Here is a 13303-nt window from a genome sequence, read left to right on the forward strand (position 1 = left end):
GGACCTCACCCATTGTCGCCGTAGCCGCGCCGTACCGCGCCCGGTGCCGCGGGTTCGCCCGCCGCACGGGCGCGCGCCGAGGAACTCAGCTGCCACGGCACGCTGGTCACCATCACGCCCGGTTCGAACAGCAACCGGCCCTTCAGCCGCAGTGCGCTCTGATTGTGCAGCACCTGCTCCCACCAGTGCCCGACCACGTACTCGGGAATGAAGACGGTCACCACATCGCGCGGCGCGTCCTTGCGCACCCGCTTCACATACTCGAGCACCGGTTTGGTGATCTCACGGTAGGGCGATTCGATCACCTTCAACGGCACCGGATTGTCGCTCTTCTCCCAGTCCCGCACGAGTGCCCGGGTGTCGTCCTCGTCGACGTTCACTGTGATCGCCTCGAGGGTATCCGGCCGCCCGGCCCGCGCGTAGGCCAGTGCCCGGCGGGTCGGCAGGTGCAGTTTCGACACCAGGACGATCGAATGGGTCCGGCTCGGCAGAACCCCGTCCCACACGTGCTCTTCCAGTTCCCGGGCCACCGAATTGTAGTGGTGGTGGATCATCTTCATGATCACGAAGATGACCGCCATGGTCACGATGGCGATCCAGGCGCCGGCGAAGAACTTCGTCACCAGCACGATCACCAGGACGGCCCCGGTGGCCACCAGGCCCAGCGCGTTGATGGCCCGGGAACGCATCATCCGGCGCCGTTCGGCCGGATCCGTTTCCCGGGCCAGCAACCGGCTCCAATGCCGCAGCATGCCGGTCTGGCTGAGGGTGAACGAGACGAACACCCCGATGATGTAGAGCTGGATCAGCCGGGTCACTTCCGCGTCGAACGCCACCACGAACGCGATCGCGCCGACCGCCAGGAACAGGATGCCGTTGCTGAAGGCGAGCCGGTCGCCGCGCGTGTGCAGTTGGCGGGGCAGGAAGCGCGCCTGGGCCAGGACCGAACCCAGGACCGGGAATCCGTTGAACGCGGTATTGGCGGCCAGTACCAGGATCACCGCGGTCACCACGGCCACGAAGTAGAAGCCGGGAGTGAAACCGCTGAACACCGCGTGCGCGATCTGCGCGATCAACGTCTTCTGGTGGTATCCCTCGGGCGCGCCGACGAGTTGTTCGGGGTGTTCGGCGAACACCACGTGCGCCTGCCGCGCGAGCACGATCATGCCGAGCAGCAACACGATGGCGATCGCCCCGAGCATCAGCAGGGTCGTCGCGGCATTGCGCGATTTGGGTTTGCGGAAGGCCGGCACGCCGTTGCTGATCGCCTCGACACCGGTGAGCGCCGCGCAGCCGGAGGAGAAGGCGCGGGCGAGCAGGAAGATCAGGCCCAGCCCGGCCAAATGCTCCTCCTCGGCCCGGAGCTCGAAACCCGACGATTCGGCGCGCACATCGTCACCCAGTACGAAGATCCGGATCAGTCCCCAGGCGAGCATGGTGAACATACCGAACAGGAAGGCATAGGACAGCAGTGCGAACAGCCGGCCGGACTCCCGCACCCCGCGCAGGTTCATCGCGGTGATGAGCACGATGGCGGCCACCGCGAAGAGCACCTTGTGGGTCGCGATGAAAGGGATCGCCGAGCCGATGGTGGACGCGGCCGAGGAGATCGAGACCGCGACCGTGAGCACATAGTCGACCAGGAGCGCGCTGCCCACCGTCAGACCGGCCGTGGGGCCCAGGTTCGTGGTGACCACCTCGAAGTCACCGCCGCCGGACGGGTAGGCGTGCACGTTCTGGCGGTAGCTGGTGACCACGATGACCAGCACGGCCGCGACGGCGAGGCCGAGCCACGGGGCGTACGCGTAACCGGCCAGCCCGGACACCGACAGCACGAGGAAGATTTCCTCGGGCGCGTAGGCGACCGATGACATCGCGTCCGAGGCGAACACCGGCAGCGCGATTCGTTTCGGCAGCAGGGTGTGGCCCAGGGAGTCACTACGGAATGGCCGCCCCAACACCAGACGCTTGGTGGCGGTCGTCAACTTCGACACTGGACGGAGCATAAGCCCCCGCGCCCGGCTGCGCTGCGAGGCATCACCGGACGGCGGGGTTTGGCCACCCCCCGCGGGGGGAACGTGGCTGGGGGCGGGAACCAGCGAGTACGGTTCGTTTTCGCAGCAGCCACACGGCTGTTCCACTTGCCGTAGGGCAGACCGAGTCAGGAGCGAGGTTCACGGTGTACGTGGTGATCATGGGATGCGGCCGGGTGGGGGCGTCGCTGGCCCGCGCCCTGGTCCGGATAGGTCACGAGGTCGCCGTGATCGACCGTAATCCGGACGCGTTCCGGCGCCTGGGCCCGGAGTTCCCGGGCGAGCAGGTCGTGGGGGTCGGATTCGACCGCGAGGTCCTGCGCCGGGCGGGTATCGAACGGGCCGGGGCCTTCGCCGCCGTGTCCTCGGGCGACAACTCCAACATCATCTCCGCACGGGTGGCCCGGGAGATGTTCGGTATCGACCGGGTGGTGGCCCGTATCTACGACGCGAAGCGTGCCGCCGTCTACGAACGGCTCGGTATCCCGACCATCGCCACCGTGCCCTGGACGACCGACCGCTTCCTGCACACACTGATCGGTGATGCGGGCACCACGACCTGGCGTGATCCCACCGGGACCGTCGCCGTCGCCCAGCTGATCCTGCACGAGGAGTGGTACGGGCGCACGGTGAGCGAACTCGAGAACGCCACCGGCGCCCGGGTCGCGTTCGTCATCCGGTTCGGACAGGGCATTCTGCCGGACGCCAAGACCGTCGTGCAGGCCGACGACATCGTGTATGTGGCCGCCACCTCCGGCTCGGCCGGGGAGGCCGTCGCGCTGGCCGCGAAACCTCCAGCTAGCAAGGACTGATCATGAAAGTGGCCATTGCCGGAGCCGGGGCCGTCGGCCGCTCCATCGCCCGCGAACTACTCCGGGCGGGACACAACGTCATGCTGCTCGAACGCCAGCTCGACCATATCGACCGCGAGGCGGTCCCCGAGGCGATCTGGGTCCATGCCGACGCCTGCGAACTGCAACTGCTCGAGGACGCCGGGCTGGAGGACTACGAGGTCGTCATCGCCGCGACCGGCGACGACAAGGCGAACCTGGTGCACAGTCTGCTGGCCAAGACCGAATTCGGGGTGCGCCGGGTGGTGGCGCGGGTCAACGATCCGCGCAACGAATGGCTCTTCGACGGCTCCTGGGGTGTCGATGTGGCCGTCTCCACCCCGCGTCTGCTGGCCTCTCTCGTCGAGGAAGCGGTATCGGTGGGCGATCTGGTCCGCCTGATGACATTGCGGCAGGGGCAGGCGAACCTGGTCGAACTCACCCTGCCACCGGATACGACGCTGGCCGGTAAACCGGTGCGCAATCTGACCCTGCCGCGGGATTCCGCGCTGGTCACCATTCTGCGCGGCGGGCGGGTCATCGTACCGCAGCCCGACGACCCCTTCGAGGGCGACGACGAACTGCTGTTCGTCGTCTCCGCGGCCGCCGAGGAGGAACTGCGTGCGGTGCTGGCACCGCACGGCATCGAATCACAGACCGGCAGCACCACCGGCCTGACACCCGCGCAGGACGCCGAATACTGACCACCCGGCAGCACTCGGCCCACGTCCTCGGCCTCAGGCGGCGACGGGCTGCGTCGCGCGCGCACGCAGCTTGTTCAACGCCCGGTACTGCATGACCCGGATCACGCCGGGGCTGGTGCCGATCGCCGCCGCGGTTTCGGCCGCGCTCCAGCCCAGCACGATCCGCATCACCAGTACCTCCCGGTGCACCGGGTTGAGCTGCTGCATCAGTTCGCGGGCCAGGGCACCGCGTTCGGCGGCCAGCGCCCACTCCTCGGGGCCCGCCGCGGTGGACACCGCTTCGGGCACCTCGGCCATGGGATAGGCCGGATGGACCTGGGCACCGCGGAACGCGTCGGACACCTTGTTCGCCGCGATGCCGTACACGAAGGCGAGGAACGACTTCCCCTGATCCCGGTAGCGCCCGATGGCGTGCACGGTGGCCATCAGCACCTCCTGCGCCACATCATCGGCGGTGACGTGCAGATGGGCGGCGTTGCCCAGGCGGGTCCGGCAGTAACGCTGAACCAGGGGCTGGACCAGTCGCAGGATCTCGGCCACGGCGGCGCGGTCACCGCCGGCCGCCGCCGGGACGAGAACGTCCAGTTCGGCGGAGATCCGGCGGCTCTGGGACCGCACCGGATGTTCGGATCCCCGCTCGGGGCGGGTGATCGGGTGCTGCTCGGCTCGCATTCGCCAGTCCTCTCGGGGAGATCGTCTTCGTCAACGATCGTCCGATGAACGGCGCGCGCGGGATAGACACCAAAGGGTGGGTCCTCGACCACCCTTCGAATGACGCCGGCCGCACCTTCGAATGACGCGGCGCCGCGAAAGTCAGGCCGGGCCGGCGGAATGCCGTCCGGAGCCGGCGGGCAGATGCCCGGCCCGGCGCACCGCCCAGACCGTCACCACCAGCGCGACTGCGGTGAGCGGCCAGCCCATCGCGATCCGCGCGGCAGCGAGCCAGCCCGTGTTGTCGGTGTCGTAGAGGTGGTTCTGCACCAGGTAGCGGGCACCGAAGACGAGCACCCACGCCACGGTCGCCAGGTCGTAGAGACGGACCACCCGCGGATCCGCGCGCCAGTCGCCGCTGTGGCCGTTGAGCACGCCCCACACCACCCCGACCAGGGGCCGCCGGACGAGTATCGAGATCAGGAACGCAGCCCCGTAGATCAGGCTGGTGTAGATCCCGAACAGGAAGAAGCCTTTGGCCTCGCCCACCCGCCAGGCGATCAGCGCGCAGATACCCACGCCCACGAAACCGGAGACGGCGGGCTGGATCGGCTCGCGGCGCACCAGCCGCCAGACCAGGATCGCCGTCGCCACCCCGAGCGCGGCCCAGATCGCCGCGGTGAGCCCGAACACGGTGTTCACCGGGACGAAGACCAGAACCGGCAGCGTCGAGTAGATCAGGCCGCCGAAGCCGCCCAGCTGTTCCAGCAGGGTCTGCTTGTCCGGTTCCGCAGGAGTGTCGTCGGCGGAACCGGCCCGGGCGGCGGGCGCGGATTCCGGAGTGGTCGCGGCCCGGGGCAGCGGTCTGGTGGCGTACTCGTCGCTCGATGGCATACGTCAGCTGTTTCCGCGCAATTCGTAGTAGGGGTTGTACATCACCTTGCGGCCTTCGCGTTCTCCCACCCGGCCGCGCACCATGATGCGCCGTCCCGATTCGATACCGGGAATCCGGCGTCGTCCGATCCACACCAGGGTGATGGCATCGGTACCGTCGAAGAACTCCGCCTGCATACTCGCACCCGAGGACTGCGGACAGGAGTCGACACTGCGCAAACGGCCCAGCATCGTCGCCTCCTCACCGCGCCGGCACTCCGAGACCCGGCAGGCGCCCGAAGCGTCCGCCTTCTCCGCCAGCTCCTCGGCGTCGAGCTGATCGATATCCTCGGTCAATCTGCGGCCGAGCCTGCGAAAATATCCGGTCGCGGACTTGGCGCCCGCTTTTCTTCCTGCCGCGGCAGACATCGCCTGCTCTCCTGTGCGCGGACGACATGGTTCGCACGTCATCCGAATTCCTTACTCCGGCCCGGCTGTAGCCGTACCCGCCACTGTAGATGGGTACCGGCGGCACCGCTACGCTCGGTCCGGTGTTCGATTCCCCACGTCCGGCCGTTGTCGTCGCCCTGCCCGGAACCGGTTCCGACGCACACTTCGCCCGCCGCGCGTTCGGCCCCGCATCCGCCGCCGCGGGAATCGATTTCGTCGCCGTGGACCCCGATCCGGCCGCGGTGATCGAGAGCTACCGCGCCGCCCTGGACGACGCCGCGACCCGCGGCCCGGTGCTGGCGGCGGGTATCTCGCTCGGCGCCGCGGTCGCCGTCGAATGGGCCGCGGGCCGGGAACCGGGCGAGGTCGGTGGTGTGGTGGCGGCCCTGCCCGCGTGGACCGGTCCGGATACCGCGGAATGCCCCGCCACACACAGTGCGGCGGTCACCGCGGCCCAGTTGCGCGCCGAGGGCCTGGACGCGGTGATCGCCAGGATGCGGGCGAGCAGCCCCGGCTGGCTGGCCGACGCGCTCACCCGGTCGTGGCGCTCGCAGTGGCCCGGGCTGCCGGCGGCGCTGGAGGAAGCGGCGCAGTACAAATGGCCGGAACCCACCCTGCTGGACGCGCTGAGCGTCCCCCTGGCGGTGATCGCCGCTGCGGATGACCCGGTGCATCCGGTGACCGTGGGACGGGAATGGGCACACCGGGCACCCCGGTCGGCACTCACCGAGGTGACGCTGGACGAATTCGGCGCCGATCCGGGCATCGTGGGGCGGCTGGCGCTGCGGCACCTCGGCTGACACCGCCGCCCGGCCATTCGACCGGATCCGTGCCCCCGGCCGCGTGGTCCGGTGCCGCTCGGGCACCGGACCACGCGATCGGTCAGTTACGACCGAGCTGCTGCATCGCCGACCCTTCGGCGCCCCGCCGCGGCTGCTGCGGCTGCTGGGGCGGCAGCACCGCGGGCGTCGGCGAGGGCCGGGCGCCGGGCGGCGGGGTCGCGACCTGCTGCTGGGCCTGCTGTTGTTGCTGCTGCTGGTGGGCGGCGGTGAGCTGTTCGGCGAGCTGCTGGGGCAAAACCACCGGAAGCGGTTCACGCACCGGCAGCGCGTCGGTTCCCCGTCGGATGATCGTCTCGCTGAGCACGGTGCGCGCCGCCACGACCAGCGGGCCGCCCGCCGCGGTGGAACCCGAGGGTCCCGCCGCCACCAGCCGGATCATCCACCGGTAACCGTCCACCCCGATGAAGCGCAGATCGGCGCCCTCGGTGACGGCCACCAGTTCCCGGCCCCACGGGCCCTTCTCCACCGAGACCCGGGCCCCGTCCTTGCGCAGCGATTCCGCCAGGTCGGCCGCGACCGTGCGCCACTGGCCCTTGGATTTCGGCGCGGCGTAGGCCGCGACAGTGATGCGTCCGTGTTCGGTGGCCAGATGGACCGCCTGCGGGGTGCCCTGCGGGGTCATCTCGACCTGCAACTGCCCGCCCGGCGGCACCGGCAGGATCACCGAGCCCAGGTCGAGCCGCGTATCGGTGAAGTTCTCCAGCACCTCGGCGACATCGTCGTAGTCGTAGGGGCCGCGCCGCTGGGGTTCGGTGTCGGGATCGTCGATCGCGGCGTCGTAGGCGTCGCTGTAGGCGGCGCCGTCGTAACCGTCGTCGTAGCTGTCGTCGTAGGGCTCGTCGTATTCGGCGCGGTGGTAGCCGCCGTCGTCGTAGTCCTCGTATTCGCCGGTCTCGTACTCACCCGTGGTGTACTCGCCGGTGTCGTTCCCGTCGCCGGATCTGCGTCCGCCGGATTTCCGTCGTCCGAACATGTCAGGCCTCCTTGCCGTCGGCGGGCTCCGCCCCGCCCGGCGTCAAACTCGCGTGTCCCCCGCTGGATCCGTAACCGCCCGCGCCGCGCGCGGACTCGTCGAGCCGGTCCACCGCCACGAACTCGACCAGTTCCACCCGCTGCACCAGCAGCTGCGCGATCCGGTCACCGCGGCGCAATTCGATGGGTGTGCGCGGATCGTGGTTGATCAGGCATACCTTGATCTCACCCCGGTAGCCGGCGTCGATGGTCCCCGGCGTGTTCACCACGGATAGTCCGGCCTTGGCCGCCAGCCCGGAGCGGGGATGGATCAGGCCCACGGTGCCCACCGGCAGCGCGACAGCGATACCGGTGCCGACCAGTACCCGCTCTCCCGGCTCCAGGACGACGTCCTCGGCGGTGCACAGATCCACGCCCGCGTCGCCGGCGTGGGCGCGCGTCGGCATGGGAATCCCGGGGTCCAGCCGGAGCAGCGGTATGGGTGAGAGTGCGTTCACGTCCGACCAGCCTACGCGCAGGCCCGGCGTGGGTGTCGCTTAGTGTTGAGTCGTGTCCGACCAGCCTCGACCCACCGAAACCGAGCGCCCCGCGCGACCGGAACCGACCGCCTATCGCGAACGCCTCTGGGTGCCGCTGTGGTGGTGGCCGGTGGGCTTCGCCCTCGCCGGTCTGCTCGCCGCGGAGATCCATATGGGAGCGCCCGGCCTGCGGGCCTGGCTGCCGTATGTCCTGCTGTTCCCGGTGCCCGTCTGGGTGCTGCTGTGGATGAGCCGGCATCGCCTCGAAGTCACCCCGGACGCGACGGGTACCCCCGAACTGCGGGTGGACCGGGCCCATCTTCCGGTATCGTTCGTCGCCCGGGCGACCGTGGTGCCCAGAAGCGCCAAGAGTGCGGCACTGGGCCGGCAGCTCGATCCCGCGGCTTATGTCCAGCACCGGCCGTGGATCGGCACCATGGTCCTGCTGGTTCTCGACGACCCGGACGATCCGACACCCTACTGGCTGGTCAGCACACGTCGGCCCACGGCGGTCCTGGCCGCGCTCGGACTTCCGAGCGCGGATTGACCTCACGCTCCGCTCAGGCCGCGCAATCCATGCAGATCATCTGACCGCCTGCCTCACTGGCGAGGCGGCTGCGGTGATGTACCAGGAAACAGCTCGAGCAGGTGAACTCGTCGGCCTGTTTCGGGATCACCCGAACCGTCAGCACTTCCTCGGACAGGTCCGCGCCGGGGAGCTCGAACGACTCCGCGGTATCGGATTCGTCGACATCCACGACGGCGGACTGGGCCTCGTTGCGACGAGCCTTCAGCTCCTCCAGCGAATCCTCCGACACATCGTCGGACTCGGTACGCCTCGGTGCGTCATAGTCGGTTGCCATGTCGTTCCCCTCGTCCTTACTCCGTATATCCGGATCGGCGCACGCCGTCTCTCGACCGCGCCCGCCGCCCCGCCGGTGGTGCACTTCACACCCGCACCGGTCCTCTATCAGCGCGAACCCAATGGACTCACCTCCGATAGCGTCCGGACAACGCATGAGTTGCCCTGCTTGTTCCCGCGACCGAACGCCGATTTACTCATGGATATTTCGGTCTGGGCGGCCAGACAATAGCGGACGGTGCGGAAAATGTCGCAATCGAAACCCAGCCGTGTCGAAACCGCTGGGCAATCGATACGCCGCCCGGAGCGAGCCGTGACCGGCCCTGGTAACGCGCCCGGAGCGGCCCGGGTAATGCGCGGCACGCGGGCGGGGGTACGTACAGTGTCGACGTGGTTTCACTGATCACCGAAGGCAGACCGACGGATGCCAAAGGCCGTCCCTACCCGCGTCGACGGCCGCGCCCCTGGCTGATTCTCGTGGTTGTTCTCATGGTTGTTTGCGCAGGTCTGTGGATCAAGGCACTGACCACCAACGACGACGACCACACGCCGATGGCATGCAATTCGCCGACCCCGGCCACCGATCCCAAGGCCGCGCCGCAGCCGCTGCCCGGCCAGCGGGTCGGGGCGAGTCGCCTCGAGGATGTGGAACCCGCACCGACCTCGGGTACCCAGGTGCGTGTCCTGAACGCCAACGGACAGCGCGGTCAGGCCGCGCACGTCGCGGCTCAGCTCGGCGATCTGGGTTTCGGCAGCCCGCCCGGGGATCCATACGGTAACGATCCGATATACGCCAACGGCGACCTGGAATGCACCGGCCAGATCCGGTTCGGTGAGAACGGCCGCCCGGTCGCGGCCGCGGTACAGCTGGCCGTCCCGTGTGCCGAGCTCATCGAGGACAAACGCTCCGACGAATCCGTCGACCTGGTGCTCGGCTCGTTGTTCGGCGGCGACCTGCAACCCAACAACGACGCCGAGGAAGTGCTGCGGTCGCTGAAGAACCCGGTGAGTGGGGAGAGCCCCGCGATCGATCCGGATATGCTCGCGGCCGCCCGGACCGCCCGCTGCTGACCGCGGGCGCCCGGGCCGGGGGTCAGGCCTCCGGAATCGGCGCGGCGACGCCCAGGCGATCGAGGAGCGCGAACAGTTCGTCGGCGATACCGGGCGCCGCGGCCACCACGAGTGCCCCCGCGGCACCGGTCGTGGGCAGCGGGGGCAGCCGCAGCACCGCGCCGGCCTCGGCCGCGATCAGCGCGCCGGCCGCCCAGTCCCACGGATTGAGACCGTGCTCGTAGTGCGCGTCCACCCGCCCCTCGGCGACCATGCACAGATCCAGTGCGGCCGCGCCGATCCGGCGGATATCCCGCACATGCGGCAGCAACTCGGCGACGCAGGCCGCCTGCCGGGTCCGCCGTTCGACCCCGTAGGCGAAGCCGGTCGCTACCAGCGCCAGCCGCGCGGAGCGCACCGGGTTGCACCGCAGCGGCGTATCGCGGCCGTCCGGGCCGATCCGCAGCGCCCCGAGGCCGGTGGCCGCGGTGTAGACCGTTGACGCCGCGATATCGGCGACCGCGCCCGCGACCGGTCGCCCGCCGCGCACCGCGGCCACCGAGACCGCGTAGGCCGGGATCCCGTAGAGGAAGTTCACGGTCCCGTCGATCGGGTCGACCACCCACACCACCTCGTCGTCCCCCGCCGCGGCCAGATCGCCGCCGCCCTCTTCGCCGAGGATGTGGTCGCCGGGTCGCAGCCGGGCCAGTTCGTCGCGGATGAGCTGTTCGGTCTCGGTATCGACGACGGTCACCGGATCGGTCGGGGTGCTCTTGGTCCGCACCGCGGCCTCGGCGGAGGCGGCGGAGGCGAAGACCTCGCGACGGCGGACCCGGGCATGCGCGGCGGCGATACCGGCCAGATGGGCCGCGATCCGGCGCAGCACGGTGGCATCGGCGGGGGCGGGTTCGGTGGCAGCGGTGAGAGACCAAATCGATTCCGGCACGTCCTCCATCGGAGCACAGATCCTGCGATGAGGTCGTTCGGGCGCGCACATTACCCTTGTCGTGCACACCACACCGGCGGAGCGCGGCCGCGGAGGAGGCAGCGGGACGCGGGTGGCCGGCCGACGCCGTCCGGATCTCCTCGCGCGCGGCCGGGCCCACCCGGAAACCGGTGCGGCACACCATGACATCAGCCAGCACAGGGAACGAGGAACCCGCATGTCCGTTGGACGGCACGCGTTCGGCATCGATATCGGCGGCAGCGGCGTCAAGGGCGCCGCGGTCGACCTGGACACCGGGGAGCTCGTGCACGAGCGCATCAAGATCGCGACCCCGCATCCGTCCACCCCGGACGCGGTCGCGGCCGCCGTGGCGAAGTTGGTCGAGACCACGGGCTGGGACGGACCGGTGGGTCTCACCCTGCCGTGCGTGGTCCTCGACGGTGTCGCGCACACCGCGGCCAATGTCGACAGATCCTGGATCGGCACCGACGCCCGGGCCCTGTTCGCGGCGGCACTCGGCGGTCGCGAGGTGACCGTGCTCAACGATGCCGACGCCGCGGGACTCGCCGAGGACCGCTATGGCGCCGCCCGCGATATCCACGGGCTCGTACTCCTGCTCACATTCGGTACCGGAATCGGTTCCGCGCTGCTCAACAACGGCTCACTCGTTCCGAACACCGAACTCGGGCATCTCGAGATCGGCGGCATGGAAACCGAGCACCGGGCCGCCGCCTCGGTCAAAGAGCGGGAGAACCTCGACTACCCCGAGTGGGCGGCGCGGGTCAGCACCGTGCTGAGCGGCCTGGAGGCCCTTTTCTGGCCGACGGTGATCGTGGCCGGTGGCGGGATCAGCCGCGACGCCGACCAGTGGATTCCACTGCTGACCAACCGTACCCGCGTGGTCCCGGCGAACTTGAGGAACACAGCGGGTATCGTCGGCGCGGCCATGGCCGTCGATGCCGGGATCACCCCCTGAGGTTCTCCATGGCACGGGCCAGTGCACACTGGTCGGATCGTTACAATGGAAGCACCCGGCGGTGAGCCGGACCCCCGACCGGCGTTTTAGCCGGTAAACCCGACAGACCGCTCCGCCGGAATACTACTCTGGCGTGACGCCGCACGAGACCGTCACGAAAGGGCGTACGTGGTAGCCACGAATACCCGTCAGACAGCCGAATCGGCCGACGCCGAGGCCACGGAAGTTCCCGCGGCACGCCCGGCCCGCAAGGCCGTGGCCAAGAAGGCCCCGGCGAAGAAGGCCGCTGCCAAGAAGGCTCCGGCCAAGAAGGCCGCTGCCAAGAAGGGAGCCGCCAAGAAGGCCCCGGCCAAGAAGGCGGGGAGCGCGGGCGCCCCGGGCTCGGGCGAGGAACAGCTCGACGACGATTCGCTGGATGTGGCGGATCTGGGCGACCTGGAGGTCTCCGAGGACGATCTCACCGAGGAAGGCGACGATCTCGTAGCCGAGGTCGCCGAGGAGGAGCCCGAGGCGGCCGAGGACGGCACCTCCGAACCCACCGCGGCGGACAAGGCCTCCGGCGATTTCGTCTGGGACGAGGAGGAGTCCGAGGCGCTGCGCCAGGCGCGCAAGGACGCCGAGCTGACCGCCTCCGCGGATTCGGTGCGGGCCTACCTCAAGCAGATCGGTAAGGTCGCGCTGCTCAATGCCGAGGAGGAGGTCGAACTCGCCAAGCGGATCGAGGCCGGGCTCTACGCGGCGGAGAAGATGCGCGAGTTCACCGAGGCCGGGGACAAGCTCCCCGTGGCCACCCGCCGCGATTTCAACTGGATCATCCGCGACGGCAACCGTGCCAAGAACCACCTGCTCGAGGCGAACCTGCGTCTGGTGGTGTCGCTGGCCAAGCGCTACACCGGCCGCGGGATGGCGTTCCTGGACCTCATCCAGGAGGGCAACCTCGGCCTGATCCGCGCGGTCGAGAAGTTCGACTACACCAAGGGCTACAAGTTCTCCACCTACGCCACCTGGTGGATCCGGCAGGCGATCACCCGCGCCATGGCCGATCAGGCCCGCACCATCCGGATTCCGGTGCACATGGTGGAGGTCATCAACAAGCTCGGCCGTATCCAGCGCGAGCTGCTCCAGGATCTGGGCCGTGAGCCCACCCCGGAGGAACTGGCCAAGGAAATGGACATCACCCCGGAGAAGGTGCTGGAGATCCAGCAGTACGCCCGGGAACCCATTTCGCTGGATCAGACCATCGGCGACGAGGGCGACAGTCAGCTCGGTGATTTCATCGAGGACTCCGAGGCCGTGGTCGCGGTGGACGCGGTCAGCTTCACCCTGCTGCAGGATCAGCTGCAGTCGGTGCTGGAAACCCTGTCCGAACGTGAGGCGGGCGTGGTCCGGCTGCGGTTCGGCCTGACCGACGGCCAGCCGCGCACCCTGGACGAGATCGGTCAGGTCTACGGGGTGACCCGTGAGCGGATCCGGCAGATCGAATCCAAGACCATGAGCAAGCTCCGGCACCCCAGCCGGTCGCAGGTCCTGCGCGACTACCTGGACTGAGTCCCGGCAGCATACACAGCGGCCCCTGAACACGTATGGAACCACCGG

General features: G+C 69.3%; 15 protein-coding genes. 7 read left to right on the plus strand and 8 right to left on the minus strand.

All coding sequences use genetic code 11. The features are described 5' to 3' along the window. Window positions 1-5: 5 nt before the first annotated feature. Entirely contained in the window at window positions 6-1994 is a 1989-nt protein-coding gene (locus NF4_RS07715) for an APC family permease (protein ID WP_063126851.1), read from the minus strand. Between the two features lie 185 nt (window positions 1995-2179). Between NF4_RS07715 and NF4_RS07720 the strand changes: the two genes are divergently transcribed. Together NF4_RS07720 and NF4_RS07725 are read left to right on the plus strand one after the other, a co-directional pair. Beyond that, window positions 2180-2845 carry a potassium channel family protein gene (locus NF4_RS07720; protein ID WP_063126570.1) on the plus strand — a complete coding sequence of 222 codons (666 nt, stop codon included), beginning with the start codon at window positions 2180-2182 and terminating at the stop codon, window positions 2843-2845. Between the two features lie 2 nt (window positions 2846-2847). Next, entirely contained in the window at window positions 2848-3567 is a 720-nt protein-coding gene (locus tag NF4_RS07725; protein ID WP_063126571.1) for a potassium channel family protein, read from the plus strand. Window positions 3568-3600: 33 nt separating this feature from the next. On the opposite strand, the gene shbA is transcribed toward NF4_RS07725, so the two are convergent. The 3 genes from shbA to NF4_RS07740 form a co-directional block, all read right to left on the minus strand. Beyond that, the gene (gene shbA / locus NF4_RS07730; protein WP_084532933.1) at window positions 3601-4239 is read right to left on the minus strand and encodes an RNA polymerase sigma factor ShbA; all 639 of its coding nucleotides are present in this window, start codon (window positions 4237-4239) and stop codon (window positions 3601-3603) included. A 141-nt stretch (window positions 4240-4380) separates the two neighbouring features. Continuing rightward, window positions 4381-5112, minus strand: coding sequence for a DUF3159 domain-containing protein (locus tag NF4_RS07735; protein WP_063126572.1), 732 nt, complete (start codon window positions 5110-5112; stop codon window positions 4381-4383). A 3-nt stretch (window positions 5113-5115) separates the two neighbouring features. After that, the gene (locus NF4_RS07740) at window positions 5116-5520 is read right to left on the minus strand and encodes an OB-fold nucleic acid binding domain-containing protein (protein ID WP_063126573.1); all 405 of its coding nucleotides are present in this window, start codon (window positions 5518-5520) and stop codon (window positions 5116-5118) included. Between the two features lie 89 nt (window positions 5521-5609). On the opposite strand from NF4_RS07740, the gene NF4_RS07745 reads away from it, so the two are divergent. Further along, window positions 5610-6341: an alpha/beta fold hydrolase gene (locus NF4_RS07745; RefSeq protein ID WP_063126574.1), complete on the plus strand. Its 732-nt coding sequence runs from the start codon at window positions 5610-5612 to the stop codon at window positions 6339-6341. An 82-nt stretch (window positions 6342-6423) separates the two neighbouring features. On the opposite strand, the gene NF4_RS07750 is transcribed toward NF4_RS07745, so the two are convergent. Beyond that, a complete protein-coding gene (locus tag NF4_RS07750) occupies window positions 6424-7356 on the minus strand; it encodes a DUF3710 domain-containing protein (protein ID WP_063126575.1) in 933 nt (310 codons plus the stop codon). Between the two features lies 1 nt (window position 7357). Then, complete coding sequence (gene dut / locus NF4_RS07755; RefSeq protein WP_084532934.1) at window positions 7358-7852, minus strand: dUTP diphosphatase; 495 nt, start codon at window positions 7850-7852, stop codon at window positions 7358-7360. Between the two features lie 52 nt (window positions 7853-7904). Here dut and NF4_RS07760 point away from each other — a divergent pair, with 52 nt between their 5' ends. Further along, window positions 7905-8420, plus strand: a complete 516-nt coding sequence (locus tag NF4_RS07760) for a DUF3093 domain-containing protein (RefSeq protein WP_063126576.1) — start codon at window positions 7905-7907, stop codon at window positions 8418-8420. 13 nt (window positions 8421-8433) lie between these two features. On the opposite strand, the gene NF4_RS07765 is transcribed toward NF4_RS07760, so the two are convergent. Further along, the gene (locus tag NF4_RS07765; protein WP_030521610.1) at window positions 8434-8736 is read right to left on the minus strand and encodes a DUF4193 domain-containing protein; all 303 of its coding nucleotides are present in this window, start codon (window positions 8734-8736) and stop codon (window positions 8434-8436) included. Window positions 8737-9125: 389 nt separating this feature from the next. Here NF4_RS07765 and cei point away from each other — a divergent pair, with 389 nt between their 5' ends. Continuing rightward, a complete protein-coding gene (gene cei, locus NF4_RS07770) occupies window positions 9126-9806 on the plus strand; it encodes an envelope integrity protein Cei (protein WP_063126577.1) in 681 nt (226 codons plus the stop codon). A 22-nt stretch (window positions 9807-9828) separates the two neighbouring features. On the opposite strand, the gene NF4_RS07775 is transcribed toward cei, so the two are convergent. Further along, window positions 9829-10740, minus strand: coding sequence for an inositol monophosphatase family protein (locus NF4_RS07775; protein ID WP_063126578.1), 912 nt, complete (start codon window positions 10738-10740; stop codon window positions 9829-9831). 208 nt (window positions 10741-10948) lie between these two features. Between NF4_RS07775 and ppgK the strand changes: the two genes are divergently transcribed. Both ppgK and NF4_RS07785 read left to right on the plus strand, forming a co-directional pair. Continuing rightward, the gene (gene ppgK, locus NF4_RS07780; RefSeq protein WP_157120045.1) at window positions 10949-11707 is read left to right on the plus strand and encodes a polyphosphate--glucose phosphotransferase; all 759 of its coding nucleotides are present in this window, start codon (window positions 10949-10951) and stop codon (window positions 11705-11707) included. Window positions 11708-11875: 168 nt separating this feature from the next. Beyond that, entirely contained in the window at window positions 11876-13255 is a 1380-nt protein-coding gene (locus tag NF4_RS07785) for an RNA polymerase sigma factor (protein WP_063126579.1), read from the plus strand. The last annotated feature ends 48 nt before the right edge of the window (window positions 13256-13303 follow it).

Source organism: Nocardia fusca NBRC 14340, from assembly GCF_001618425.1.
Classification (GTDB): Bacteria; Actinomycetota; Actinomycetes; order Mycobacteriales; family Mycobacteriaceae; genus Nocardia; species Nocardia fusca.